The following is a 25,821-nucleotide window of genomic DNA, read 5'->3' on the forward strand; positions in this document are numbered from 1 at the left end:
AATACACGACAAATGGCAAATGAGCTGGGATAAATTGGCAATCGCTACGGCCACGCCTGAACCGGCGCCCCTCGTGGTCCCCGGTCCGGACGCGCGCGTGCTCCATCCGTTTCGGCCGCTCCTCACGGGGTCGGTCGTCCTCGCCGGGGCCGCGTCGGACCCGCTCCTCGCCGCCCTTCGCGAGACGGCGCGGAGCGTCGCGACCGGCGATGGGCGCGGGGACGGCCTCTGCGTCGACACGGTCGTGCTGGTCGCCCCGGAGGGGTCGGAGGCGGATCCTCTGGGGGAGGCGGTCGCCCGGCTGAATCCGGGCGGCCACCTGATCGTGGTGGTCGAGAACGCCTTGAGCCTGCGCCGCTTCGCCGATCGCCCCGAGACCGCCGGGATGCCCAACCTGTTCACCCCGGAGGATCGCGCGGGACCGGACGGCTCCATGCTGCCGACGCGCCGGGGCCTACGGGACCGGCTGGCCGATCTCGGCCTCCCGGAGCAGGCGTGGTGGTTTCCCTTTCCCAGCCACCACGTCGCCCTCAGCCTCGTCTCTGAGAACGGGCTGGCGCCGCACGGGGCGGGCACGTTCGATCCGGGCATCCTCGCCGCCGAGTCCGCGTCGTTCGATTCCCCCACCGGGGGAGGAGACCGCCTCCGGCGCGCATGGGCCGGAGTCGCCCAGGCCGGCCTCCTGGGCGATTTCGCCCCCGCCTTCGCCGTGGCGGCCTCGGCGGCGGCCCTCCCGGCCGATCCCCGCCTCGCCGTGCATTTCGGCCATCGCCGCCGCCCCGCCTTCGACAAGGCGGTGACCTTCGCGCGGGTGGGTGAGACGATCCGGGTCACGCGCGCCGCGCTCCATCCCGGCCCGCCGCGCACCGTGGCGGGCGTCACCAACCTTTTCCCGGACGAGCCCTACATCCCCGGCGTGCCGTGGCAGGCGGGCCTGCGGACCCTCCTCGCCCGGGACGGCTGGACCGTGGCGGAGATCGTCGCCTGGGCCCGCATCTGGTGGGACGCCGTGCGGACGCTCCACGGCGGAGGGGGCGACCTCACCCTCGGCATGTCCCTGCCCGGCACGGCCATCGATGCGATTCCGCGCAACCTCCTGCACCGGAACGGAAGCCCGGTGTTCATTGATGCCGAATGGGCGGTCGACACTCTGACCGTCGACCACCTCCTCGTGCGCGGCCTCGTCAACGCGCTCACCGACATCGAGGCCTGCGGCACGCCCGGCCCCGGCATCGGGCCGTCCCTGCTGCCCCTCGTCCGACGCATTGCCGACGGGTTGGGCCTGCCCCTCGACGGAGCGACCCTGGATGAAGCCCTGTGCCGCGAGAGCCGGTTCCAGACGACGGTGAGCGGAATCGAGACGCGGCGCGACCGTGCCTGGCTCGCCGGCACCCGGCTGCCCCTGCCCCCAGCCGTGCCAGATCCCCTCGCTGAACGCGACCGCGCCATCGCCCGCCTGCAGGACGAAGTCGCAGCTCTTCGGGCGGAGAGCGAGCGCCGGGTCGCCGCCGTCACCGAAGAGCTGGAGGAGTCGCGCCGCCGGACCGACCGCGTCATCCGGTACGCGGCGGAACTCGATCGGGATCGCGGGCGCTTGAGCCAAGCCCTGGCCGAGGCGCAGACCCGTGGCGACCGCCTCGAGGCGGCGCGGATTCCAGACCGGGGCGGGCGCTATCGCATCTTCGCCGGCGCCGTCCGCGACGCGCTGGCCACCGGTTTGCGCCGCGCGCGAATGCGGGACGGCCGGGCACCATGACCCATCCGTACACCGCCCTGCCCGACCGGGCGTTCTGGTCCCGAGCCTTCGCGGAGCGCGCGCCGCGAGACCTCGTCGATCCGCGTACCGGACCGCTGGTCCCGGACGGCGCCGCCATCGTGTCGGTGGGCAGCTGCTTTGCCGCCAACCTCGTGCCATTCCTGGAGCGCGCCGGGCTCTGCTACCTTCGAACCGAGCCCCTGGCCGATTGGTTGCGGATCGCGCCCGAGGCCCTCGGCTACGGCCGCTACAGTGCCGCCTACGGCAACGTCTATACGGCCCGGCAGCTGCTCCAGCTCCTGCGCCGGGCCTGCGGAACCTTCGCGCCCGCCGAGGACCGCTGGCCCGAGGCCGACCGCGTCGTCGACCCCTACCGGCCCGGCCTGCGCTACGCCGCGCGAACGGACACGGAATTCACGGCGCTGACCACCCAGCACCTCCGGCTGACACGGGACGCGTTCGCGCAAGCCGGCGTCGTCATCGTCACCCTCGGGCTCACGGAAGCCTGGACGGGCCTCGACGGCGCGGTGTTCCCAGCCTGCCCCGGCACCGTGGCGGGGCGGTTCGACCCCGAGCGCCACCGCTTCGTCGACTTCTCCTGCGCGGAGGTGACGGCGGATCTCGCCGCCTTCGTCACGGAATTGCGGGCCCTCAACCCGGGGGCCCGCGTCATCCTCACGGTCTCGCCCGTGCCCCTCGTCGCCACGGCGGGCGGGCGTCACGTGCTCGAAGCCACTGCCCACGCCAAGGCGGTCCTGCGCGTGGCGGCCGGGGAGGTCGCCCGCGCCCTACCGGAGGTGATCTACTTTCCCGCCTACGAGATCGTCACCGGGCCGCAGGCGCCGGACAGCTACTTCGCGCCGGACCGGCGCAGCGTCGGCCCGGAGGGGATCCGCGCGGTGATGCGAACCTTCCTCGCCGCCTGCGGCCGGGACCTTGCGGAGGACATTGACGCGCCCCCCCCGGAACCGATGCCCGCCGCCGCGCGCCTGTCGCACGCCATCGCGCAAGCCGAGTGCGAGGAGGAGATGACCGGGCGCCCCGCCGCCGAACCGCCCTCCCCCGCCCTTCGCCCGCTCCACGAGATGAACGCCAAAATGCCCGACACCATGCCGCACGACGCCCCCGATCCCGACACCGCCGCCCGGATCGCGGCGCTTGCCGCCGAACACGGGCCCCTGCCGGCGGATTTCGACGGCACTACCTATATCGGCCTGCATCCCGACCTCGCAGCCCTGTTCACGAAAGCCTGGCAGGGCGAGCTTCACTACCTCGAACACGGCCGTCGCGAGGGTCGGCTCTACCCCTCGAACGTGACGCGGGCCGAGACCAAGGTCGCCCAGGCCCGGCGCATCGCCCTCGTCCTCGACGGCCTCGACGGCGCCGGCAAATCGACCATCGCCCGTCTGGTGGCCGAGGCCATCGGCGGCTGCGTGCTCCACCCCTACGACGGCAACGGGCCGCTCCTCGTCTGGCTCGCCCGCACGGGCCAGCACGCGCTGGCCGATTCCATCGCCCACGCGGCCGTGGCCATGGCCATGGACCGGGTGCCCGAGGGCGTACCCATCGTGTTCGACCGACACTGGTTCACCGCCTCGCAGCTGCTGTCGTCGCTCTACCGCCCCGGCTGGGAGCCTCGGCCTTTCACCCTCCTGTGCTGGGCCGACCGCGAGACCACCGTGGCGCGCATGATCGCCCGGGGCGAGGACCGCGACGCCCTGGAGATGACGCAGGACCGCGTCGACACCTACCGGCGGCTCGCCGCAGAACTCGACGTGCCGCTCCTCGACACCTCGCGCACCACGCCGGAGGAAGCGGCGGCCCATGTCCTCGCTCTGCTCACCGAGCGGGGCATCCTGCCGTGGCGGGGCGCGGCGTGAGCCCCATCATCATCGCCGGACATTCGCATCGCAAGGCCCTCGGCGTCGCGCGGGGCGACCGAACGCAGGCGCCGGACCTGCTGCCCCTGGAGCCGGCGGATCCGCGCTTCCTCGGCCTCTCGGGCGGCCCGAAACAGGCGGTCTACTGGGATCGCCTCTGCGCCCTGGCCCCCGGCCGGCGCATCGCCCTGGCCTGGGAGGGCAACCGCTACAACGATGCGTTCCTGCTCCAGGGCGTGCCGGCCTTCGATCTCTTCGTGGCGGAACTGCCGCATCTACCGATCCTGCCAGGCAGGGTTCTGGTGCCCGAACGCGCCGTCCGCGAGCGCTTCGCCGAGACGGCGGCGGGCCTCGCGAGGTTTCTCGAACGGCTGCTGACGCGAGGTCCGGCCGGCCTCGTCCTCGTCGGGGCCCCGCCGCCCAAGGCCGACACGGAGCGCCTTACGGCCCTCCTTGGCATCGGCGCCTATGACGCCAAGCTCGCCGCCGCGAACGGCCTCGACCCGGAGCGCCTGACCCTCACCCCCGCCTCCGTGCGGCTCAAGCTCTGGCAGGTGGAGCAGACTGTCCTGCGCGGCGTGGCGGAACGCTTCGGTTGCGCCGTCGTGCCGGCGACCAAAGCTTGCTTCGACACGCAAGGTTGCCTCCACCCGGACTACTGGGCCGAGGATGCCACCCACGCCAACGCCGCTTATGGCGCCTTCATGCGCGACGACATCGCTAACCATTTCACGTGAAAATCCCGGGGAGAACGGCGCCCATGCGTCTGGTGATGACGCTGCTCATCCGCAACGAGATCGACATCATCGCGGACTGGCTGACCTACCACCTCGCGCAAGGGGTGGATTTCATCGTCGTGACCGACAACGGCTCAACGGACGGGACCCTCGACGCCGTCGCGCGCTTCGTGCCCACGGGCCGGGTCTGCCTCCTCGTCGAGGAGGATCAGGATTACCGGCAATACGCCTGGGTCACCCGCATGGCCCGCCTCGCCCGCGACCTGCTCAAGGCAGACTGGATCATCAACAGCGACGCCGACGAGTTCTGGCACGCCGAGGGCGGCAACCTGAAGGCCGTGCTAGCACAGGCGGAAGCCGACGTGCTCATGGTTCGCCGCCGTAACATGATCCCGCCGGAAGAGGGCAGCGGCCGGGACGTGCTCGCCGACGGCACCCTCGCGGTGCTGGCGCCCGTGGCCGACCGCAGCCGCTCGAAGCTCATCCGCACGGTCAGCGCCAAGGCGGTCTGCCGGGGGCCGGGCTTCGTTGCCATCGGCCAGGGCAACCACGAAGCGACCTATGACCGCCCGGTGACGCGCGCGGACGAGCCGCGCCTCACCATCTACCACTACCCGGTGCGAACCTACGCCCAGTTCGAGGCCAAGGTTATCCAGGGCGGGGCGGCCTATGCCCGCAACACCGAGTTCGACCCGAGCGTCGGCGGTCATTGGCGGCGCTGGTACAACACCTGGCAGGCGGGCGGCCTGCGGGCGGAATACGACGCCATTGCGCTTGGGCCCGAGGCCCGCGCGACGGCCCTGGCCGAGGGTATCCTCGGATACGACGACACCATCGCGCGTTCCCTCCGGGTGCGCGGCGACGGCATCCCGGCGGCCGAAGCCGACCGGATGGCCGATCTCGCCGCCCTCGACGGGCCGCTGCCCACTGATTTCGATGCGGCCGGCTACCTTCGGCTCCACCCCGATCTCGCGGCCCTGTTCACCGCCCCCTGGCAAGGAAGCCTGCACTACCTCGAACACGGACGGCGCGAGGGGCGGATCTATCCCTCGAACCGCACACGGGCCGAGGAGAAGAGGTCCCAGGCCGGACGCATCGTGCTGGCCGTCGACGGCCTCGACGGATCGGGCAAATCGACCGTCGCCCGCCATGTGGCGGCAGCTTTAGGGGCCACGGTGCTCGATCCGTTCGCGGGCCGGATCGGCGCCCTGATGGTGCACCTCGCCCGCCTCGGCCAGCACGACCGCGCCGATGCCGTCGCGCACGACGCCGTCGCCCTGGCGATGGCGGAAGCCCCACCGGGACCGGTGGTGTTCGACCGCCACTGGTTCACCGCCTCGCAGCTCCTCTCCAGCGCCTACCGGGCCGGATGGGAGCCGCGCCCGTTCAGCGTGATGACCTGGGCCGACCGCCCCACCACCCTGGCCCGCCTCGCCGCGCGCGGCGTCCCCGACGCCGAAGCGCAGATGACGGAGGACCGCATCGACACCTACCGACGCCTTGCGACAGAGCTCGACGTGGCGCTGCTGGATACCAGCTTCACGACTCCGGAGGCGGCGGCGGCGCGGGTGCTGGCGCTGATGGCGGAGGGATTATCGTCCTGAGAAACACGTCGGGCTCTGCCCGACACCCGCCGAAGGGCTTGCCCTTCGGAATCCCGGATTCAGGCGAGTGTGGGGTCCATCGGTCCCTGCGGGATGCGCCGGTCCCAGCCGATGTGAAGAACGTAGCCGCCCCGGTCCAGGATTACCGCCCGGTAGCCGAGGGCGTGATAGTGCTGCGAGATCTGGCCCTCGTGCTTGAGCGGGCTCGCGAGGATGCGGCTGAAGCTGCCGAGCCGGGTGTAGTCGGACAGGCGCCGTAGGCCGGGATTGAACGTGAACCCGTGCCACTTGCCCCGATAGCCGAAGGCGAGAACGCCGAAATCCTCGGCGGTCGAAGCGAAGTGCAGCGGATGGCCGTTGGTGTCGTCCCAGGCCCGCAGCCAGACGCAGATCGTCGAGGGATCGACGGCGAGCACGTCGCGGCTGCGCTCGATGAAGCCACCGCGATAGAACTCCCAATCGTCCTCGAGGTGGAAGATGTAGGGCGTGCGCACTTCGGCATAGCCCGTCTCGATGGCGGCGATCTGCCCCCGTGATCGGCCGAGGCGGATGAGGCGTGCGCCGTGGCGGGCGCAGATCGCGGACGGATCGCCGGTCCCGTCCTCGACCACGACGATCTCGGCAACCCGCGCGTCGGTGTTCCAGGTCCGGAAGCTCGCGAGCGTCCGCTCCAGGAGATCGTGGCGCCCACACGAGGTGAGCACCACGGTGACGTCGGGAGCCTGCTCTGCGGGCTTGCGGCTCCGCCGCCACCCGGCCGTCCAACCCATAAACCCACTCCGTTCTGACATAAAAAAGGGGCGGCTCGTGTCCGAGCCGCCCCTGACGTCGTCCGACCCGTTCAGGTCAGAAGGTGTAGCGGAAGCCGCCGCGCACCGCCTGGATCGTGTCGGTGGAGGCGAGCTCCGCGTCGTAGCCGAGGAAGCCGGCGAGGCCGGGAGCCAGCTCCGTGCTCACGCCGAGGCCGACGAGGGCGCGGTCGCGGTCGAGGCGGCGGCCGGACACTGCGAACGGCACCGTCGGTACCAGGGTGAAGGAGGCCCCGATGGTGCGGCTCACGTCGGCGAAGTCGTGGACGTAGGCCGCCTTGACCCAGAACGAGACCGGCCGGCCGTCGAACACCGTCGTCGCCGTCTCCAGGCGGCCGCCGACCAGGGTGCGGGCCGAGAGGAAGTCCTTGGCCGCGATGGTGAGGCTCAAGGGACCGGCGCTGCCCTCGGTGACCCGGTCCTGAGCGAAGGTGTTCACCTGGAACCCGACGAAGGGCGACAGCACCGTTGTGGGGGCCAGGGCGAAGCGGTAGCCGAGCTCACCGGCGGAGATGAACTGATCACCGCTGACCTTGCCCTGGGCGCCGCCGGACTGGATCTGGGCCAAGCCCAGCGACCGGTTCACCCGGCCTTCCGTGTGGGCGTAGCCCACGGTGGCGTTGGCGTAGAGGGCGCCGCTGTTGAAGCCGCCGTAGAGGCCGACCTGCGCGTTGTCCGTGTGCGCCCGTTCACCCGTGCGGTTGAGGCCGACATCGACGGAGCCGTAGCCCGCCGCGATGCCCAGCACCGTGCCGACCTGCGGGTGGAAGTCGATGCCGCCGGCCATGCCGGCGACGGTCTCCGAGCGACCGGCGGCATTGGCGGTGGAATCGACGCGGCCGAACTGACCATAGCCCGTGGCCCAGACGCCATAGCCGCGGCTCGTCTCGATGAACCGGGGCGCGGACGGGGCTGCGCGGTTCGGCATGTCGGCGGCGTAGACCGTCGGCGGCAGGGTGAAGCCCGTCGGGCCGGCTTCGGTGCTGGCCGCATAGGCCCGCGACAGGAGCTGGCTGCCAAAGGCGCGGCCCGAGCGGAGCTGCGGGTCGGCGAGCGACGCGTAGCTCTGGCCGGAGATCCGGTCGAGGGTCGCCGCGATGCCGGCGTTGCTCTGGTTGTCGATGACGAGGAGCGCCTGCGGGTTGTTGGCAAGCGCCGCATCGAGGCCGCGCGCCACGTTGGCCTGGTTACCAGTCTGCGCCACGAGGCCGAAGCTCTGCTGCGCCAGGGTCACGTAGGCGTTGTTGGCGTCGGTGGAGGCGACCGGGCGGATGAGGAAGGGCAGCGTGCCGCTGTCGGTTACGGTGGCGAAGGTGCCGTTCACGCCGCCGGCGGCGGTGAGCACGGTGTAGCGGGTGTTGGGCAGGTAAGTGCCGGCCGCCGCGATGAGGCTCGCGGTGCCCCCGAGGGTGGCGGTGCCGGTGGTGACGAGGCGGGCGGCCTGTCCGTCGGCGGTGACGGCGCTCTGCAGCGTGCCGCTTGCCCCCTGGACGTAGTTGCCCGCGACGGTCAGCGTGCCCGTGGGCGCGGCGGCCGAGCCCGGTGCGACGATGCCGGCGTTGGTGAGCGTGCCGACGACACGGCCGGTGCCCGCCAGCGTTCCCGCCGTGCCGACCGTGGTGTTGGCATTGAGTGTGGAATTCACCGTGAGGGCACCGCCCACCACGGTGGCCCCGCCGGAGAAGGTCTGGGTCGAGCCCGACGCCAGGGTCCAGGCGCCATCCGCTTCCCGTAGGGTGGTGAAGCCCGTGACGGTGCTGGCGAGCGTGCCGGTGCCCGTGAGGTTCAGGGCGTTGATGCCGAGGCCCGTGGCGGTGATGGTGCCGCCGATGGTCGAGCCGGTGCCAAGGGTCACGGTATTCCGGCTCGCGGCGACGTCGGCGAAGGCGATGTTGCCGGTGATCGCCCCGGTGTTGGTCAGGGTGTGGCTGCCCATGCCGTACTGGATGTTGCCGGCGATGCGGCCCGCATTGGTCGTGGTGCTGTTGCGGCGGTTGGCCGTCGTGGTGTTCTGCGGATCGGCGTCGGTGAAGCGCACGTCGCCGGTGATGACGCCGCTCGCGTTGTTGGTGAGCGTCGCGGTGCCGGCGCCGTAGACCACGATGGCCTGGCCGCCCGCCGGGCCGGTGATGGCGCCGTCGTTGACGATGGTGAAGCTCTGCGCCCGGCCCTGGATGGCGCGGACCCCGGTGCCGGTGCCGCTGATCGTGCCGCCGGCGCGGTTGGTGACGGTCAGCGCCGCGACGTCATCGTCGGAGTCGATGGCCGCGACGGCCGCCGTACCGGTCCCGTTGCGCGTCGCCGAGATGGTGCCGGCGTTGGTGATCGCCATGGAGGCGATGTTCTCACCGGCATAGATGCCGCGCGAGATGCCGATGCCGTTCTCGGTCACCGCGATAATGCCGTTGTTGGTCACCGACACGTTGGCGAAGTCGGCGCCCGTGGAATTCGTCAGCACGCCGTAGACGCGGGTCGCCGAGGTGTTGGCGCGGCCCGCCGCGCCGGTGCCCGTCAGGGTGCCGTTGTTGACCAGACTCGTGTTCGAACCCGACAGGTTCACGGTCTTGTTGGTGAGCGTGTTGTTGACGGTGAGCTGCGCGCCCGCGCCCGTCACCTGGATCAGGCCGCCGACGTTCTGGGTCGAGCCGGCCCCGAGGGTGAGATTGCCGCCCGCCACCGTGAGGTTGCCCGAGAGATTCTGCACCGAGCCGCTGGCCGTGGTCCAGGCGCTGCCCGCGCCGGTCTGGTTGAGGCTGGTGAAGCCCGTGACCGTGCCGGTGAGTGTGCCGGTGCCCGACAGGTTGAGGGTGTTCGTGCCTTGTCCCGTGGCGGTGATGTTGCCGCCGATGCTCGAGCCTGTGCCGAGGTTCACCGTGTTCTGGCTTGCCGCGACGTCAGCGTAGGTGATGTTGCCGGTGATCGCCCCGGTGTTGGTCAGGGTGTGGCTGCCCATGCCGTACTGGATGTTGCCGGCGATGCGGCCCGCATTGGTCGTGGTGCTGTTGCGGCGGTTGGCCGTCGTGGCGTTCTGCGGATCGGCGTCGGTGAAGCGCACGTCGCCGGTGATGACGCCGCTCGCGTTGTTGGCGAGCGTCGCGGTGCCGGCGCCGTAGACCACGATAGCCTGGCCGCCCGCCGGGCCGGTGATGGCGCCGTCGTTGACGATGGTGAAGCTCTGCGCCCGGCCCTGGATGGCGCGGACCCCAGTGCCGGCGCCGCTGATCGTGCCGCCGGCGCGGTTGGTGACGGTCAGCGCCGCGACGTCATCGTCGGAGTCGATGGCCGCGACGGCCGCCGTGCCGGTGCTGGTGGCCGAACGTGTCGCCGAGATGGTGCCGCTGTTGGTGATTGCCATGGAGGCGATGTTCTCGCCGGCATAGATGCCGCGCGAGATGCCGATGCCGTTCTCGGTCACCGCGATGGTGCCGTTGTTGGTCACCGACACGTTGGCGAAGTCGGCGCCCGTGGAATTCGTCAGCACGCCGTAGACGCGGGTCGCCGAGGTGTTGGCGCGGCCCGCCGCGCCGGTGCCCGTCAGGGTGCCGTTGTTGACCAGACTCGTGTTCGAGCCCGATAGGTTCACGGTCTTGTTGGTGAGCGTGTTGTTGACGGTGAGCTGCGCGCCCGCGCCCGTCACCTGGATCAGGCCGCCGACGTTCTGGGTCGAGCCGGCCCCGAGGGTGAGGTTGCCGCCCGCCACCGTGAGGTTGCCCGAGAGAGTCTGCACCGAGCCGCTGGCCGTGGTCCAGGCGCTGCCGGCAGCGGTCTGGTTGAGACCCGTGAAGCCCGTGAGCGTGCCCGTGAGGGTGCCGTTGCCGGAGAGGTTGAGGGTGTTGGTGCCGAGGCCCTGCGCGGTAATGTTGCCGCCGATGCTGGAGCCCGTGCCGAGGTTCACCGTGTTCACGGTTCCGGCAACGTCGAGGAACGACAGGCCGCCGGAGATACGGCCGGTGTTGTTCACGGTCTGGCTGCCGCCGCCGAAAGCAACGTTGCCGTTGATCGTGCCCGCATTGGTGAGGGTGCCGGTGCGGCGCAGGTTCACCACCGTCGCGGCGGTCTGGAGATCCTGGTCGAAGTTGCGCACGTCGCCGTTGATGACGCCGGTGGCCGTGTTGGTGATGACGGTGTTGTAGGCGCGCTGGGTGGTGGCGTCGCCGGCATTGCCGGCGTTCACCGCGAAGGTGGCGATGGCCGCCTCGCCCGCGGTGGTGTTGGTGATGGTGCCGCTGTTGTTGATCTCGTACTGCGCGGCCCGGCCCGAGATCGCGCGGGTGTTGGCACCCGTGGCGGTGATCCGGCCGGAGGCGGAATTGTTGACCACGAGGCGGTCGGTGTCGTCGTCGGAATCGACGCCCGCGACGACGGCGGTGGAGGCCGTGGCGGAGGTGCCGCGCGTGGCCGAGATCAGACCGGTGTTGTTGAGGGTGAACAGCGTGGTGTTCTCGCCGGAATAGATGCCCCGCGCGATGCCGTTGCCGTTCTGCGTCACCGCGATGGTACCGGAGTTGTTGACCGTGGTGCTCTCGTACTGGGCGCCGTTCGGGGCGCTCGAATAGGCGCCGTAGATCCGCGTCGTGGTGTTGCCGGCGGGCGCCGTCAGGGTGATCGTGCCGGTGTTGTTCAGGGTCGAGCGGTCACCCGCCAGGTTCACGCCGAAATTGTCTCGGTTCTGCGGCGCGCCGTTGTCGATGATGCCGGCGTTGTTGACCACGCTCGTTCCGTTCACCCGCACGTTGGTGAAGCTCGGGTTGGTGCCGCTGCTCGTTTGCTGCGAGCCCAGGGTGGCGCCGGATTGAATGTTGACCGTCAGGCCCGTCACACCGGCCGGCGCGACGAAGCCTGTCGGCTGCGCGTCGGTGCACGTCACGGTTTGTCCGCTTGCGGGCGAGGCAGGCTGGCATGCCGCCGAGGCTTCGGCGATCGCGAGGGCCCAAACCGGAACACTCGCCATCAATGAGCGCCGCAGCACTTGACCTTGCCTCGACATCGCACCCCCCAAAAATTCTGTAATTTTATTGTCGCAATGCTCGCACGTCGGGCGAGCGGGACGGACGATTACTGAGGATACGGATAGAGTCAAAAAATAGTTCGCCCTCATCTGTCGAGTCGCAGTCTTTGAACCGAAACGATGCAAAACGATCACACATTACCCTCAGAATATTCTCATAAGTCTCTTAAACTATGGATTATACGCAGAAATAGTATTTCAAAGTTGCAAATTATTTAGGATATTTCGGCAATCGCTCCGCCGGATGGATTGGCTGCTGCGCAGGAGCACGGACGGACCCACGTGAGGTTGGCACCTGCCCTTCCGGGGCGATCCGCTCGCTGATCGACGGTGAGATCCGCGCACCTGAAAAGCATCGAATGGCCTCGCCGGCCGGCAACCGAGAATACGCAGCCCCCCTGAAACGAAGACGGGCCGGCCTCTCTTCGAGGCCGGCCCGTTCGACCCTCGCCCGGACAGGGTGAGGGTTCGCGATAGCTGGAAAGTGTCGCTCAGTACTTCCGCACGATGGGCTCGGCCATCGGCGCCGGCGCCTCGCCGAAGGTGTAGCGGATGCCGCCATAGATCGAGAGCGGCTGGGCCAGGGTCGTCGTGCGCGAGTCGACGACCGGATAGCGGTTGGCCACGAGACCGGGCTCGAAGAAGGTTCCGAACGTGGCGTAGCGGTTGTTCGTCAGGTTGGTGACGTAGCCGAACAGTTCGAGGTTTCGGTCGACCCGATAGCTCGTGTTGAGGTTCAACACGTAATAGGCCGGCAGCTTGCGGTTCAGGTTCGACTCGTCGCCGCGATAGTAGGCCGACGAGAAGGCCTGCATGGCCATGCCGACGCGCCAGCGCGGCAGCACCTCGACGTCGAAACCGACCTTGAACTGATGATCGGGGATCAGCGGCACCTTGTTGCCCGGTACCACGTTGATCGCACCATCCACCGACTGCGGATTGTTCGGCGAGGACAGCGTGCCGGTGAACTGGAAGGTGGCATCGATCAGGGCGTAGTTCGCGTAGACCGAGAGCCAGTCGGAGACGTATTCGAGGCCGACTTCGACGCCCTGGCGGCGGGTGCCGGGCACGTTCACGAAGTAGCCGCGCGCCGCGTTGCCGGGGGTGGCGAGCGACAGGATGTCGTTGGTCAGGTCGGTGCGGAAGGCGCCGACCTTATAGTTGACGAGTCCGCCGTCATAGAAATTCGGCAAAGCGCCGCGGAAGCCGACCTCGTAGGTCCGGCCCTCGACCTGCTTGAGCGGCGGATCGGCGACGAGGGAGTTCGGCAGCAGGCAGGGCCGCAGCGGGTTGGCGCAGGCGAGCTCAAGGGGCGTCGGCGCGCGGTTCGACTCGGAGTAGCCGCCGTAGAGGTTGACCGCCGGCGAGAAGCGGTAGGTCAGGCCCGCCACCGGATTGATCTTGTTGAAGTAATGCGTGCCCGTCACGTCCGGCGAGAAACCGGTCTGGTCCTGGCTCGCGATGCGGGCGAAGTTCAGGCGCGCGCCCGCCGTGAGCGACAGGGCGTCGGTGATGTCGATGGTGTCGGTGGCATAGAGGCCCATGTAGAGGTTCGAGCCCGTCACCGAACTCGGCGCGATGCCGAGGGCCGCAGCGGTGCGCAGGAAATCGGTGCCGAGGCCCGGCACCGTGCCGTAGGCGGCCGTGAGCGGGTTCGTGGTCACCGACAGGTCGGGGTTGATCACGCCCAGCGTGCTCGACGACTTGTAGCCGTAGTTCGCGACGTCGATGGAGCCGCCGACGACGAAGCTGTTGTTGAAGCCGAACACCCGGTCGCGGTTGGCCGCCTGGAGCGAACCGCCGTAGCCCGTGGCCTCGGTCTTGGTGACGTCGAGGGTGCCGTAGGGTACGCCGGCCGTGAACGGGATGCCGTTCGGGGCGCCTCGGCCGATCATGAGGAACTGGTTGGTGAAGGCGTTGCGGCTCTGCCCCGCCGCCTGAGTGAATCCGTCATCCTCGAAGCAGAGGCTGCCGCGGAACGAGGAGTTGCGCGAGCAATTCTCGAAATCGCTGTCGTTGCCGTCGATGTAGCGCTGGCTGAAACGTCGGAAATAGGCGTTGCCGGAGAGGTCCCAGGTCGGCGAGATGTCGACGCGGCCCGTGAGCTGGATGGTGCCGAGTTCCGTCGTGGTGGTCTGCGGGTAGGTGAAGATCGCCCGCGGATCGACGTGGGTGAAGTCCGTCGGCGTCGCGGCGGCGGCCCCGAAATAGGTCCGCGCCATCTGGCCGATGAGGTGGAACTCCGAATCCGGGGTCCGGTAGCCGAGATCGCCGTAGACGCGGCCGATGGTGCTGGGGCTCTGGAAGCGCCAGCCCCGGTCGTTGAGGCCGTCACCCGCGAAGTAGATGCTCCACGGCCCGATCATCTTGCCGTGCTGCAGGGAGCCGGCGATGCGGCCGTCCGAACCGCCGAGCGCCGTGATCTCCGTACCCTGCCAGTTGAAGCCGTTCTTCATCTGGATGTTGATGGCGCCGCCGAGCGCGTTGAGGCCGAAGACCGGGTTGCCGGTGACGACGTCGATGCGGTTGATGGCGACCTGCGGGATCAGGTCGAGGTTGACCGTGTCACCGAAGGCTTCGTTGATGCGCACGCCGTTCTGATAGACGGCGAGGCCCTGCGGCACGCCCGTGACGGGTGAAGCCTGGAAACCGCGATAGTTGATGTCGACGCGGTTGTTGTTGCCCTGGGAATCCGAGAGGTTGAGGCCGGGCACGCGCCGGGCCAGGGTGTCGACGGCGTTGAAGGTCGCGCGGTCGAAGTTCAGGTCGGCGGCCGTGACCGACTCGACGGTGCTGGGGATCTTGTTGAGGGGCAGAGCGCCGCCGCGCAGGCGCGTCGTGTCAGGAACCTGAAGGGCCGGGCCGCCCGGAGCCTGGAGGGCCGGGATGCTGGGCGCGCCACTTCCCGACGCGACGCCGACGGGCGTCGTCGCCACGACGCTGATCTCGCTGAGCGAGACCGAACTCTGTGCGTGCGCCACGCACGGCAGCAGCGCGACCGAAGCGAAGAGGCTGTACCGCAGCGAACGCATGGATTCTTTCCTGACCCGAGACCGTTTTCTGATTGCCACCTTGCGGTAACGCTTGGTGTGTTCATGGTCGAAGAATTATGGGCTGGGCAAGATAGATCAGGCCCCTGGAGCAGGATCGCCGACCACAATGCGGCGGAATGCCGGGCGCAGTGGTGTTCGTGCCACATTTTTTCCTTATGCCGCATAGGGTTAGGTGCACAAGTGGCAATATCGATCGGGATTATTCGGCAATTTTAAACCAGCTTCGCCGAGTCCTGCGGCTCTCGGCTTGGCGGCACCGAACGGTCGAGACGAAGTGATTCGACAAGTATTTCCTTAGGCTCAACTGATAAGTAAGAAATTAAATTTCCCAAAACAATCCTAAGTTATAAATATGCAAATACAATATATTAATTTTCTGTAAATATTATGTGTTTGGCGCGATTTAGAACATATTTTTTCAGTTTTCATAAAAGATAATAAGAATACATTCTTGCGAATATCTAAGTTCAAGAGTTTTTCCCTTGATTGGGAGAGCAGATCGTCCATTCCGCTTGCGCGAAGAGGCGGACATACAGCCGCCTGGATTGGCGGATCGGAACAGCCGGCAGCGGACATGCCAGCGCCACACATGTGGCACGGTCCCACGATCCGTGGCCTCCGATATCGGAACGGCGGTCTACACGGCCGCCCATGCGGCGGCGCGACGGCGAGTGTGGTATCGAACGCTCATCCTGGGCGGCCCGAACGGTCGCGGATATGAGGTTGCGACGGCCGACACATGACGCAAGCCGCCGAAGGACAGCCCTTCCACATCGACCTCGGGCTCGGTGGAACGATCCGGATCGGGCCGCAGCGCATCGGCGTGGCGGAAGCCTTCGCCATCGTCGAGGCCATCGCCCGCACGGGCTCGGTCCAGGGCATCGCCACGGAACTCGACCTCTCCTACCGGGCGGCCTGGGAGCGCCTGCGCGCCCTCGAGGCGGCCCTGGGTCATCAGCTCGTCCAGAAGACGCGGGGACACGGCAGCACGCTGACTGAAACGGGGGCGGTCCTGCGCGAAGCCCTGGCGGAGGCGGCCACCGCCCTGGCGGGTTCGATGGCGCGGGAGGGGCGCGCGGCCCAGGTCCGCCTCGGAGCCGTCCTGGGCCACGCGACGCCGACACTCACCCTGGCGGCCAGTCACGACCTGCTCCTCATGGACGTCCTGGCCGACTGGCCGGACATCGCCCTCGTGGTCGCCGGCAGCGAAGATGCCGTGGCCCGCCTCGTGGAAGGCCGCGCCGATGCCGCCGGATTCCACTGCGGCCCGACGAATCCCGCCCTCGGCGGCCCGGCCTTCGCGGATCTCGGCCTCGACCCCGCGTTCCGCGTCCGCCCCCTGTTCGAGCGGGAACAGGGCGTGATGCTCGCCGCCGGCAATCCCCTCGGCATCCGGACCATCGCGGATCTGGCGCGCCTTCGCGCCCGCTACGTCAATCGGCAGAAGGGCTCGGGCACACGCCTCTGGTTCGATCGGCTGCTGGCGGAACAGGGCATCGCCCCGTCCGAGATCCGGGGCTACGCCACGGAAGAGTTCACCCATCAGGCCGTGGCGGCAGTTATCGCCTACGGCGCGGCCGATGCCGGATTCGGCGCGCGGGCGGCGGCCGAACGGTTCGGCCTCGCGTTCCTGCCGCTGGGCTGGGAATGCTACCAGCTCGCCTCCAGCACCTCCCACCCGGATGCGATCCTCGACCGCTTTGCCCGGACCCTGGGCGAGCGGGCGGAGCGGACGGCGGGCTACCGCGCCGCCAAAGCACCTCTCGCGGATGAAACCTGACCCCATGGCGTCCCTCCCCCCTGTGCGCCTCGCCCGTCGTGTCCTGGCCCGTCGTGTCCTGGCCCGTCGTGTCCTGGCGGCGGCCTGGCTCCTGGGCGGCCTCGCGCCCGTCGCCGCGCGGCCCTTCACCGATGCGGCGGGGCGGACCGTCGAGATCCCCGCGCGGGTCGGGCGCGTTCTGGCCGCGGGGCCGCCGGCTTCGGTGATGCTCTACACCCTCGCGCCCGGTCGCATGGTCGGCTGGGTCCGCGCACCATCCCCGGCCGAGCGCCCGTTCCTGGCGCCCGCGACCCGGGACCTGCCCGTCACCGGCCGGCTCACGGGGCGCGGCGGCACGGCCAATGTCGAAGCGGTGCTCGCCCTCAAGCCGGACCTCATCGTCGATCTCGGCAGCACCCGGCCGACCTATGCCTCCCTGGCCGACCGCGTCCAGGCGCAGACGGGCATTCCCTACGTGCTCCTCGACGGCACCTTCGCGAAGACCGGCGAGACCTACCGCCGCCTCGGCGATCTCCTTGGCGAGGCGGACGCCGCCGAGGCGCTCGCCATCTTTGCGGATGCGACCCTGCGGGAGGTGGCGGACGCCATCGCGACGGTGCCCGAATCCCGGCGGCCGCGCGTCTACTACGCGCGCGGCCCGAGGGGCCTCGAGACGGCGCCCGCCGGCTCCCTCAACGCCGAGCTGCTCGATGTCGTCGGTGCCCGCAACGTCGCCGTGGCGACGGGCCAGGGCGGCCTCGCCACCGTCTCGCCGGAACAGGTCCTCGCCTGGGACCCGGACGTGATCGTGACCCAGGACCCAAGCTTCCGCAGGGCCGTCGCCACCGATCCGCTCTGGGCCGGGGTGAAGGCCGTGCGCGCGGGGCGGGTCTACCAGGCGCCGAGCCTGCCCTTCGGCTGGTTCGATGCGCCGCCGGGGCCCAACCGCCTCATAGGCGTGCGCTGGCTCGCGGGCGTGCTCTATCCCGACCTGTTCCCGCGGCCGCTCCCCGAGGTGACGCGCGATTTCTACCGGCGCTTCTACCACGTCGACCTCGACGACGCGCAGGTCGACACCGTGCTGAACGGAACCCCCGCGCCGTGACGGCGGCGGCGGCGGCAAGGCGGCGCGGCCGCGCCCTGAGTCTCGCCGGATGGGGGCTGCCGGTCCTCGCCCTCTGTGCCCTGATCGTCGTGGCCCTGGGGACCGGCCGGTACGGGGTACCGGCGGGCGATGTCTTCGCGGTGCTCGGGGCCAAACTGTTCGGGTGGCCGTCGACGGTCGAGGCGACGGTGCGGACCGTGGTGCTGCAGGTGCGCCTGCCCCGCGTCGTCGCCGCCCTCGTGGTCGGCGCCGCCCTGGCGGGGGCAGGCGCCACCTACCAGGGCCTGTTCCGCAATCCCCTGGTCTCACCCGACATCCTCGGCGTCTCGGCCGGCGCCAGCCTCGGAGCGGTGCTCGGCATCTTCCTGTCGCTACCCGTGGCGGCGATCCAGGGCCTCGCCTTCGCGGGCGGCCTCGCCGCCGTGGCGGCGGTCTATGCCGTGGGGGCGGCGGTGCGCCGACACGATCCGGTGCTGACCCTGGTGCTCGCGGGCGTCGCCATCGGGGCGGTGCTCGGCGCCGCGATCTCCCTGATCAAGGTTCTGGCCGATCCCTACAACCAGCTGCCGGCCATCACCTACTGGCTGCTGGGCAGCCTCGCATCGGTGACCCTCGGCGATGTCGGCGCCATCCTGCCGGCGATGGGGCTCGGCCTCGTGCCCCTCGTGCTCCTGCGCTGGCGCATGAACCTCATGAGCCTCGGCGAGGAGGAGGCGCGGGCGCTCGGCGTCGAGACCCGGGTGCTTCGCCCCCTCCTCGTCGCCGCCGCGACCCTGGTGACGGCGGCGGCGGTCTCGGTCACGGGCGTCATCGGCTGGGTCGGCCTCCTCGTGCCCCACGTGGCGCGCCTCCTCGTCGGGCCGGATTTTCGGCGCCTGCTGCCCGCCTCCCTGCTGCTCGGCGCCGGCTACCTCCTCGCCGTCGATTGCGTCGCCCGCACCCTGGCCCCCGTGGAGGTGCCCCTCGGCATCCTCACGGCGCTCATGGGCGCGCCGTTCTTCCTGTGGCTGCTGGCGAGCGGCCGGCGCGGCTGGGCCTGATGCTGCTTGCCGTCGAGAACCTCGCCTTCGGGTACGGCGCCCGCCGGATCGGAGCCGACGTGAGCTTCGGGCTCGCGGCCGGCGAGGTCCTGTGCCTGCTCGGGCCCAACGGCGGCGGCAAGACCACCCTGTTCAAGACCCTGCTCGGCCTCCTGCCGAAGCAGGCCGGGCGGATCCGCCTCGACGGGACGGACGTGGCGGGCTGGTCGCGGGCGCGCCTCGCCCGCAGCCTCGGCTACGTGCCGCAGGCCCACGGCGCCCTGTTTCCGTTCCGCGTGCGCGATGTCGTTCTCATGGGCCGGGCGAGCCGCCTGCGGGCCTTCGCCAGTCCCGGCCCCGCCGATCGTGAGCACGCCGAGCGGGCCCTGTCGACCCTCGGCATCGCGCATCTCTCCGAGCGCATCTACACGGAGATCAGCGGCGGCGAGCGCCAGATGGTGCTCATCGCCCGGGCGCTCGCCGGCGAGCCGCGCCTCCTCGTCATGGACGAACCCACCGCCAGCCTCGATTTCGGCAACCAGACCCGCGTCCTCGATCAGGTCCGGCGACTGGCGCGCGGCGGCATCGCGGTGATCCTCTCGACCCACGACCCCGACCACGCCTTCCTGTGCGCCGACCGGGTCGCGCTCCTGCACGAGGGCCGCCTCGCCGCCCTCGGGCCACCGGCCGAAACCATCACCCCGCAGAGCCTGGAGCGAATCTACGGCGTCGCCGTGGCGGTGGTGCCCCTGCCCGGCTACGCCCGCTCCGTCTGCGCCCCGATCCTGTCCCGGTCCTGAGAAGAGAGGCCGCCCCATGGTCCGCCTGAACGAGATCCGCCCGAACGAGATCGCCGTCGCCCCGCCCGCGGCCACCGATGCGGGTCTCGTCTATATCGGGCGGATCGCCACGCCCTGGAACGACCGCCTCGCCTGCCCGCGCCAGGGACGGGCCGACGGGCCCCTGTGCCGGATCGAGGTGTTCGAACCGTGGGTCGCCGCCCTCGACGGGCTGTCCGCCTACGCGCGGATCGAGGTGTTGTACTGGCTCGACGCCTCGCGGCGCGACCTCGTCCACCAATGCCCGGCGAGCGACGGCGTGGCGCGCGGCACCTTCTCGCTGCGCTCACCGGTGCGCCCCAATCCCATCGGCACGTCCATCGCGCATCTCGTGGGGATCGACGGCCCGATCGTCACCGTGCGCGGCCTCGATTGCCTCGACGGAACCCCGCTCCTCGACCTCAAGCCCGACCGCAGCCTGTTCACGCCGGTCGCCCCGCCGCAGCCGGGCGACTTCGAGTAGGGCCGCGATCGGGGATCGCTCAGTCGACGGCGACCATCACGTCGGAGGCCTTGACCACGGCATAGGCCTGGCCGCCCACGGCGAGGCCGAGGCTGTCCACGGATTCGTTGGTGATCGAGGCGGTGATCACCGTGCCGTCGGCGACCTCGATCTTCACGTGGGCGGTGGTGGCGCCCTTCTCGACGGAGACGACCTTGCCCTTGAGGGTGTTGCGTGCGCTGATCTTCATGAGGACTGTCCCTTAACGTGCGGAAGCGGCGCCGAGGACCCGGAAGCCCTGGGCCTCGAAGAAGGGCCGGGCCGCGGCCCCCTTCAGGAAGTCGAGGAAGCGGGCCGCACCGTCACCCCTGGCCTCGGCCGTGACGGCGAACGGATACACCACCGGGGGATGCGAGTCCGCCGGAAACACGCCCACCACCTTCACGCCCGGATCCGACTTCGCGTCGCTTTCGTAGACGACGCCTAAGGGTGCTTCGCCCCGCGAGACGAGGAGCAGGGCGGCCCGCACGTTGTCGGCCTGGGCGAGGCGCGGTTGCAGGCCGGTCCAGAGACCGAGCTTCTCGAAGGCCGCCTTGGCGTACTTGCCGATGGGCACCGAATTGACCTCGCCCGTGGCGAGACGCCCGTCGGGGCCCAGAGCCGCCGCGAACTCATCCGGCGTGAACGGCACATCCGTGATCTTCGCGTCCCTCGGGGCGACCACGACGATCCGGTTGCCGAGGAGGTTCACCCGGGTCTCCGGGCGGATGAGGTGCTTGCCAGCGAGATCGTCCATCCATTCGAGATCGGCCGAGGCGAAGAGATCGGCGGGCGCGCCGGATTCGATCTGCCGGGCCAGGGCCGAGGAGGCGGCGTAGCTCGCCCGGATCTTGAGGCCGCTGCCCGCCGTGAAGGCCTTGCCGGCCGCGTCGAGGGCGTTCTTCAGGCTGGCGGCGGCGAACACCGTGACGGTCTCGTCGGCGCGCGCGGCGGTAGCCGAGGCCACGAGGCCCACGAGGCCCACGAGGAGAAGGGTCCGGATGGCGGTGCGCATGGGCAATCAATCCTCGGGCAAGGCGGTACGGATGCGGACAATTCGCCGAACGGGCCGCCGCGCGCCAGGGACCCGGCGACGCGATCCCCAGGGCGTGTCGATCCGTGACGCGGTCCCAGGATACCCGGGGATCAGAATTCGACGCCGAAGCGGACCCGCAGATTGTGGCGGGCGAACTGGCTCAGGTTGAAGGCGCGGTCGGAGAACTCGGGCGCCCTGTCGTGGCCGATCACCTGGGCCGCGTAGGCCAGGGTGAGGAAGCCCTTCTCGGAGACCTGATAATGCAGCACGGGCCCGAGGAACACCGCATGCCCGAGGAAGCGGTTCAGGAACGAACCGTCATAGGCCCGCATGGCCCGCAACTCGGGGCCGAGGAAGACGGTCTCGGTGATCCGGGCCATCAAGGTGCCCGACAGGGACAGGGTGGATGACCGGTCGGTCTCGCCCGATCCCTTGAGGCGCGCAACGGAAGGATCGTAGATCAGGTTGGCGCCGACCCAGAGCCGGTCGGGGATCAGGCGTGCGTCGACCATGAGACGCGTGTCCATGCTGAACACGTCAGCGCCCTGGCCCTCGATGGGGGTCACCCGTGAGTATTGGGGCTCGGCCTGTAGGGCGATGCCGAACGGATGGCTGTCCGTGCGCTTGAGGAATTGATACTTCAGCTCCAGCGACCCGCCGTTGAAGGTACCGAACCGCTTGTCCGGCACACCCGCGATGGTGCGGGTGTCGCGCGCATCGAACTGGAGGCCGGGCTCGATGCTGAAATTGTCGGTGGGATCGATCTGATAGCTGATGATGGGTTCGGTGGCGCCGTAGCCCGACGAACCCGGGCCGCTGCGCCGCTTGCTGAAGCGCCCGATGGCGTCGACCACGACTTCCTGCTCGCCCTTCTTGCCGGTGTCGGTCCCCTCCGTGAACCCGAACAGGTTCTCGGTATCGACCTTGTCGGGCGCGTCGCCCTCGCGTGCCCCGACCTCGGCCGTACCGGTGAGGACGAGGGCGACTAGGGTGAGGGCGGCCTGAATGCGGCCGGGCTGGGCCCTCCGCCTGAGCGTGCGGGGGCGTCGGGGCAACGAAGAACGAAACATCCGTGCACAGTACCGTGATCTTCCGTCGTTTGGCTGATACCGGAGGATCACAGGAGGTGTGGATCGGCGGCTTCACCGAGGCCGAAGATTTCACGTGAATCACAAACGCGGGCTACAGTCGTGCCCGAGCGACAGATCGCGTCTCCGGGGCGCGGAACTTTTCCGCATCCCGGCCCTCCGAGAGGTTTCATGAGCGGCCCCACCCTGATGCACGCCGGTTACAATCCGGTTCTTGTCGCCCTGTCGGTCGCCATCGCCATTCTCTCGGCCTACGTCGCCCTCGATCTCGGAGCGCGGGTTCGGGGCGCGGCACCGGGGCAGCGGTGGGCCTGGGTGGCGGGCGCCGCGGGTGCCATGGGCGGCGGCATCTGGTCGATGCACTTCATCGGCATGCTCGCCTTCGAGATGGGTATGCCCGTGGCCTACCACCTCGGGCTTACCGCCCTGTCCCTCGTCATCGCCGTGGCCGCCACCGGAGTGGCCTTCGCCTGGGTCAACCGGGCCGCCGCCGGGCTGCGGGACGTGCTGGTGAGCGGCCCCCTGATGGGCCTCGGCGTCGCCGGGATGCACTACACCGGCATGGCCGCGATGCATGTGCCGGGCAATCTCGCCTACAGTGTCGTGATCGTCGCGGCTTCCATCGCCATCGCGGTCGCGGCGGCGACGGCGGCCCTGTGGCTCACCTTCCGCCAGCACGGCGTCCGGCAGAAGCTCCTGGCCGCCGGCGTGATGGGCATCGCCGTGGCGGGCATGCACTACACCGGCATGGCGGCGGCGACCTTCACGGTCGAGGAGGCCGGTGCCCACGCCGCCCATATCACGGCCCTCGGGCAGGACCAGCAGACCCTCGCGCTGGCCGTCGCCGGCGCCACCTTCGCGATCCTGTTCCTCGCCCTGTTCGCTTCCTCCGTCGATCAGCAGCGGGTCCAGGAAGAATACCGGGCGAGCGAGGCGCGGTTCCGGGCGGCGATCCAGGCCGTGCGCGGCGTGCTCTGGACCAACGACGCCGAGGGGCGGATGATGGGCGAACAGCCCGGCTGGGCGGCCCTCACGGGCCAGACCCGGGCGGAATATGAGGGGTTCGGCTGGGCAAGCGCCGTTCACCCGGACGACGCCGCCTCCTCCCTCGCGGCCTGGGCGGCGACGGTGGCGGCGCAGCGGGACTTCGTTCACGAGCACCGGGTGCGCGCCCGCGACGGCAGTTGGCGCCACTTCGCCATCCATGCGGTGCCGATCCTACGGGCCGGCGCCATCCGCGAATGGGTCGGCGTGCACACGGACATCACCGAGCAGCGCGAGGCCGAGGCGGAATTGCGCGACTCGAACGAGGAACTCCAGCGTTACGCTTACATCGTCAGCCACGACCTGCGTGCGCCCCTCGTCAACGTCATGGGCTTCACGAGCGAGCTCGAGGAGACGCGCGGGGAGGTCGCCCAGGCCCTGCGCGACCATCCGCAGGCGGGCCGGATCGATGCCGATCTCGGCGAGGCCCTCGGCTTCATCAAGGCGGCCGTCACCCGCATGGAGGGCCTGATCGCCGCCATTCTGCGACTGTCGCGCGAGGGCCGACGCGCCTTCCGCGTGGAGCCCCTCGACATGACGACCCTGCTCCAGGGCCTCGCCGATGCGCAGCACCATCAGACCGACGCGGCAGGCGCCCGCGTGAACATCGCTCCCGACCTGCCGGAGATCACGGCGGACCGCCTCGCCGTCGAGCAGGTGTTCGCCAACCTCCTCGACAACGCCGTGAAGTACCTCGACCCTCAGCGGCCGGGACGGATCACGGTGACGGCCGTGACCGCGGGCAGCAACCGGGTCCGCTTCGACGTCGCGGATAACGGCCGGGGCATCGCGGCCCGCGACCATGCCCGCGTCTTCGAGCTGTTTCGCCGATCCGGAGTCCAGGACCGGCCCGGCGAGGGCATCGGTCTCGCCCACGTGAAGGCCCTCGTGCGCTCCCTCGGCGGCCGGATCGACGTGACCTCGGAACTGGGCCAAGGCACCACGTTCAGCGTGACGCTGCCCCGGAAGGCCGCTACGGGTCAGGCTGGACAGGCCGGCCCCGTGAGCCTCGCCGCGGAATAGTTTCGGAGCCACCCATGCAACCCGTCTGCATCGTGATGATCGAGGACGACGAGGGACACGCTCGCCTCATCGAGCGCAACATCCGCCGGGCCGGGGTGAACAACGAGATCGTCCCGTTCCGTGACGGCACGTCGGCCCTGGCCTACCTGCTCGGACCGGACGGGTCCGGCGAGGCGAGTGCGCGGCGCCATCTCCTCATCCTCCTCGACCTCAACCTGCCGGACATGACCGGCCTCGACATCCTCGAGAAGGTGAAGGCGAACCCGCATACGCGCCGCTCGCCCGTGGTGGTGCTGACGACGACGGACGACAGCCGCGAGGTCCAGCGCTGCTACGACCTCGGGGCCAACGTCTACATCACCAAGCCGGTGAACTACGAAGGCTTCTCCAACGCGATCCGGCAGCTCGGCCTGTTCTTCTCGGTGATGCAAGTGCCCGAAACGCCATGAGTGCCGACGCGCCGCCCGGCCTCGAGGCTTCCGTGACCGGTTCGCCCCCCGAGGTGGATCCGGCCCCGCGGATCCTCTACGTCGACGACGATCCGGGCCTCGGGCGGCTCGTCCAGCGCGCCCTGCGCACGCGCGGCTACGCCGTGGAACTCGCCCCCGACGGGGAAGCGGGTCTGGCGCGCTTGGCGGCGGGCGGCATCGACGTCGTCGCCCTCGACCATCACATGCCCGGCCAGACCGGCCTCGAGGTGCTGCCGGCCATCAGGGCCCTGCCCGACGCGCCGCCCGTGGTCTACGTGACGGGCTCCGAGGACAGCCGCGTCGCCGTCGCGGCCCTCAAGGCCGGAGCCGTCGATTACGTCTGGAAGGATGTCCAGGGCCAGTTCCGCGAGCTCCTCGGGGAGGCCATCGACACGGCCCTGCGCCAGGAGACCCTGCGGCGCGACAAGGAGCGGGCCGACATGGCGGTCCGCGAGGCGCGCGACCGCGCCGAGATCCTGCTCCGGGAGGTGAACCACCGGGTCGCCAACTCCCTGGCCCTGGTGGCGGCCCTCACGCACATGCAAACCAACGCCGTCTCCGACCCCGCCGCCAAGGCCGCGCTCATCGAGATGCAGGCGCGCATCCAGGCCATCGCGGGCATCCACCGGCGCCTCTACACCTCGGACGATGTCGAGGCCGTCGCCCTCGATGCCTACCTGTCGAGCCTGGCGGAGGAGCTGCAGGCCGCCATGAAGGCCGCCGGCCGCGACCATGCCATCCGGCTCGCCGTGGAGCCCGTGCGACTCGCCACCGACAAGGCCGTGTCGCTCGGCGTCATCGTCACCGAGCTCGTGACCAACGCGTACAAGTACGCCTATGCGCCCGACGTCCCCGGCGAAATCCGCGTCGCCCTCGGGCGGCACGGCGCCGAGGGCCTGACGCTGACGGTGGAGGATGACGGGGTCGGCTGGACGGGCGAGGGCCAGCCGCGCGGCACCGGCCTCGGCTCCCGCATCGTCAAGGCCATGGCGACGAACCTGCGTTCCACCGTGGTCTACGGCTCGCCCGGCCCCGGAACGCGCGCGACCCTGTGCTTCCAGGGCTGACGGTTAGAGCATCGTCTTTCCCCGAAAGCCGGAGGCCACCTTT

General features: G+C 69.8%; 18 protein-coding genes. 12 read left to right on the forward strand and 6 right to left on the reverse strand.

Annotation, left to right across the window (positions count from 1 at the left end):
• The first annotated feature begins 97 nt into the window (after positions 1 to 97).
• From MFF01_RS09410 to MFF01_RS09425, 4 genes are read left to right on the forward strand one after another with little or no spacing between them, the layout of a single operon-like run.
• Positions 98 to 1,756, forward strand: coding sequence for a hypothetical protein (locus tag MFF01_RS09410; RefSeq protein WP_238224223.1), 1,659 nt, complete (start codon positions 98 to 100; stop codon positions 1,754 to 1,756).
• Positions 1,753 to 3,636, forward strand: a complete 1,884-nt coding sequence (locus MFF01_RS09415; protein WP_238224225.1) for a GSCFA domain-containing protein — start codon at positions 1,753 to 1,755, stop codon at positions 3,634 to 3,636. Before MFF01_RS09410 ends, MFF01_RS09415 begins: the two co-directional genes overlap by 4 nt.
• Positions 3,633 to 4,373, forward strand: coding sequence for a hypothetical protein (locus MFF01_RS09420; RefSeq protein ID WP_238224227.1), 741 nt, complete (start codon positions 3,633 to 3,635; stop codon positions 4,371 to 4,373). Before MFF01_RS09415 ends, MFF01_RS09420 begins: the two co-directional genes overlap by 4 nt.
• A 23-nt stretch (positions 4,374 to 4,396) precedes the next feature.
• Complete coding sequence (locus MFF01_RS09425; protein ID WP_238224229.1) at positions 4,397 to 5,977, forward strand: glycosyltransferase family 2 protein; 1,581 nt, start codon at positions 4,397 to 4,399, stop codon at positions 5,975 to 5,977.
• A 59-nt stretch (positions 5,978 to 6,036) separates the two neighbouring features.
• On the opposite strand, the gene MFF01_RS09430 is transcribed toward MFF01_RS09425, so the two are convergent.
• The 3 genes from MFF01_RS09430 to MFF01_RS09440 form a co-directional block, all read right to left on the reverse strand.
• A complete protein-coding gene (locus tag MFF01_RS09430) occupies positions 6,037 to 6,747 on the reverse strand; it encodes a glycosyltransferase family 2 protein (RefSeq protein ID WP_238224239.1) in 711 nt (236 codons plus the stop codon).
• Between the two features lie 76 nt (positions 6,748 to 6,823).
• Positions 6,824 to 11,653, reverse strand: a complete 4,830-nt coding sequence (locus MFF01_RS09435; protein ID WP_238224241.1) for an autotransporter domain-containing protein — start codon at positions 11,651 to 11,653, stop codon at positions 6,824 to 6,826.
• A gap of 632 nt (positions 11,654 to 12,285) precedes the next feature.
• The gene (locus MFF01_RS09440; protein ID WP_238224243.1) at positions 12,286 to 14,826 is read right to left on the reverse strand and encodes a TonB-dependent receptor; all 2,541 of its coding nucleotides are present in this window, start codon (positions 14,824 to 14,826) and stop codon (positions 12,286 to 12,288) included.
• Positions 14,827 to 15,586: 760 nt separating this feature from the next.
• Here MFF01_RS09440 and MFF01_RS09445 point away from each other — a divergent pair.
• The 5 genes from MFF01_RS09445 to MFF01_RS09465 are packed head-to-tail and all read left to right on the forward strand — an operon-like array spanning position 15,587 to position 20,032.
• Positions 15,587 to 16,627 (forward strand): substrate-binding domain-containing protein, encoded by a 1,041-nt coding sequence (locus tag MFF01_RS09445; protein ID WP_238224246.1) that lies wholly within the window; start codon positions 15,587 to 15,589, stop codon positions 16,625 to 16,627.
• Between the two features lie 4 nt (positions 16,628 to 16,631).
• Positions 16,632 to 17,711, forward strand: coding sequence for an iron ABC transporter substrate-binding protein (locus MFF01_RS09450; protein WP_238224248.1), 1,080 nt, complete (start codon positions 16,632 to 16,634; stop codon positions 17,709 to 17,711).
• Positions 17,708 to 18,751 carry a FecCD family ABC transporter permease gene (locus MFF01_RS09455; protein WP_373319707.1) on the forward strand — a complete coding sequence of 348 codons (1,044 nt, stop codon included), beginning with the start codon at positions 17,708 to 17,710 and terminating at the stop codon, positions 18,749 to 18,751. The genes MFF01_RS09450 and MFF01_RS09455 overlap by 4 nt, the downstream gene beginning before the upstream one ends.
• Positions 18,751 to 19,530 carry an ABC transporter ATP-binding protein gene (locus tag MFF01_RS09460; RefSeq protein WP_238224249.1) on the forward strand — a complete coding sequence of 260 codons (780 nt, stop codon included), beginning with the start codon at positions 18,751 to 18,753 and terminating at the stop codon, positions 19,528 to 19,530. Before MFF01_RS09455 ends, MFF01_RS09460 begins: the two co-directional genes overlap by 1 nt.
• Positions 19,531 to 19,546: 16 nt before the next feature.
• Positions 19,547 to 20,032, forward strand: coding sequence for an SAM-dependent methyltransferase (locus MFF01_RS09465; protein ID WP_238224251.1), 486 nt, complete (start codon positions 19,547 to 19,549; stop codon positions 20,030 to 20,032).
• Between the two features lie 19 nt (positions 20,033 to 20,051).
• Here MFF01_RS09465 and MFF01_RS09470 read toward each other — a convergent pair whose 3' ends face one another.
• The 3 genes from MFF01_RS09470 to MFF01_RS09480 all read right to left on the reverse strand — a co-directional run bounded on the left by MFF01_RS09470 (position 20,052) and on the right by MFF01_RS09480 (position 22,141).
• Positions 20,052 to 20,261: a TOBE domain-containing protein gene (locus tag MFF01_RS09470; protein WP_238224253.1), complete on the reverse strand. Its 210-nt coding sequence runs from the start codon at positions 20,259 to 20,261 to the stop codon at positions 20,052 to 20,054.
• A gap of 12 nt (positions 20,262 to 20,273) precedes the next feature.
• Complete coding sequence (gene modA / locus MFF01_RS09475; protein ID WP_238224256.1) at positions 20,274 to 21,065, reverse strand: molybdate ABC transporter substrate-binding protein; 792 nt, start codon at positions 21,063 to 21,065, stop codon at positions 20,274 to 20,276.
• Between the two features lie 131 nt (positions 21,066 to 21,196).
• Positions 21,197 to 22,141: a DUF6662 family protein gene (locus MFF01_RS09480; protein ID WP_238224258.1), complete on the reverse strand. Its 945-nt coding sequence runs from the start codon at positions 22,139 to 22,141 to the stop codon at positions 21,197 to 21,199.
• Positions 22,142 to 22,360: 219 nt separating this feature from the next.
• On the opposite strand from MFF01_RS09480, the gene MFF01_RS09485 reads away from it, so the two are divergent.
• Genes MFF01_RS09485 through MFF01_RS09495 form a run of 3 tightly spaced genes read left to right on the forward strand, consistent with a single transcriptional unit; the run spans position 22,361 to position 25,778 of the window.
• Positions 22,361 to 24,241, forward strand: coding sequence for an MHYT domain-containing protein (locus MFF01_RS09485; protein WP_238224355.1), 1,881 nt, complete (start codon positions 22,361 to 22,363; stop codon positions 24,239 to 24,241).
• Between the two features lie 14 nt (positions 24,242 to 24,255).
• Positions 24,256 to 24,690 carry a response regulator gene (locus MFF01_RS09490; protein WP_238224259.1) on the forward strand — a complete coding sequence of 145 codons (435 nt, stop codon included), beginning with the start codon at positions 24,256 to 24,258 and terminating at the stop codon, positions 24,688 to 24,690.
• Positions 24,687 to 25,778: a sensor histidine kinase gene (locus tag MFF01_RS09495; RefSeq protein WP_373319708.1), complete on the forward strand. Its 1,092-nt coding sequence runs from the start codon at positions 24,687 to 24,689 to the stop codon at positions 25,776 to 25,778. Before MFF01_RS09490 ends, MFF01_RS09495 begins: the two co-directional genes overlap by 4 nt.
• The last annotated feature ends 43 nt before the right edge of the window (positions 25,779 to 25,821 follow it).

Origin of the sequence: Methylobacterium adhaesivum, assembly GCF_022179065.1 — a bacterium.
GTDB lineage: Bacteria > Pseudomonadota > Alphaproteobacteria > Rhizobiales > Beijerinckiaceae > Methylobacterium > Methylobacterium adhaesivum.

Excerpts from the sequence above, each read along its gene's own strand:
- MFF01_RS09415 (WP_238224225.1), top strand. The coding sequence starts at position 1,753 with ATGACCCATCCGTACACCGCCCTGCCCGACCGGGCGTTCTGGTCCCGA.
- MFF01_RS09425 (WP_238224229.1), top strand. The coding sequence starts at position 4,397 with ATGCGTCTGGTGATGACGCTGCTCATCCGCAACGAGATCGACATCATC.
- MFF01_RS09430 (WP_238224239.1), bottom strand. The coding sequence starts at position 6,747 with ATGGGTTGGACGGCCGGGTGGCGGCGGAGCCGCAAGCCCGCAGAGCAG.
- MFF01_RS09440 (WP_238224243.1), bottom strand. The coding sequence starts at position 14,826 with ATGCGTTCGCTGCGGTACAGCCTCTTCGCTTCGGTCGCGCTGCTGCCG.
- MFF01_RS09445 (WP_238224246.1), top strand. The coding sequence starts at position 15,587 with ATGACGCAAGCCGCCGAAGGACAGCCCTTCCACATCGACCTCGGGCTC.
- MFF01_RS09450 (WP_238224248.1), top strand. The coding sequence starts at position 16,632 with ATGGCGTCCCTCCCCCCTGTGCGCCTCGCCCGTCGTGTCCTGGCCCGT.
- MFF01_RS09460 (WP_238224249.1), top strand. The coding sequence starts at position 18,751 with ATGCTGCTTGCCGTCGAGAACCTCGCCTTCGGGTACGGCGCCCGCCGG.
- MFF01_RS09465 (WP_238224251.1), top strand. The coding sequence starts at position 19,547 with ATGGTCCGCCTGAACGAGATCCGCCCGAACGAGATCGCCGTCGCCCCG.
- MFF01_RS09470 (WP_238224253.1), bottom strand. The coding sequence starts at position 20,261 with ATGAAGATCAGCGCACGCAACACCCTCAAGGGCAAGGTCGTCTCCGTC.
- modA (WP_238224256.1), bottom strand. The coding sequence starts at position 21,065 with ATGCGCACCGCCATCCGGACCCTTCTCCTCGTGGGCCTCGTGGGCCTC.
- MFF01_RS09490 (WP_238224259.1), top strand. The coding sequence starts at position 24,256 with ATGCAACCCGTCTGCATCGTGATGATCGAGGACGACGAGGGACACGCT.
- MFF01_RS09495 (WP_373319708.1), top strand. The coding sequence starts at position 24,687 with ATGAGTGCCGACGCGCCGCCCGGCCTCGAGGCTTCCGTGACCGGTTCG.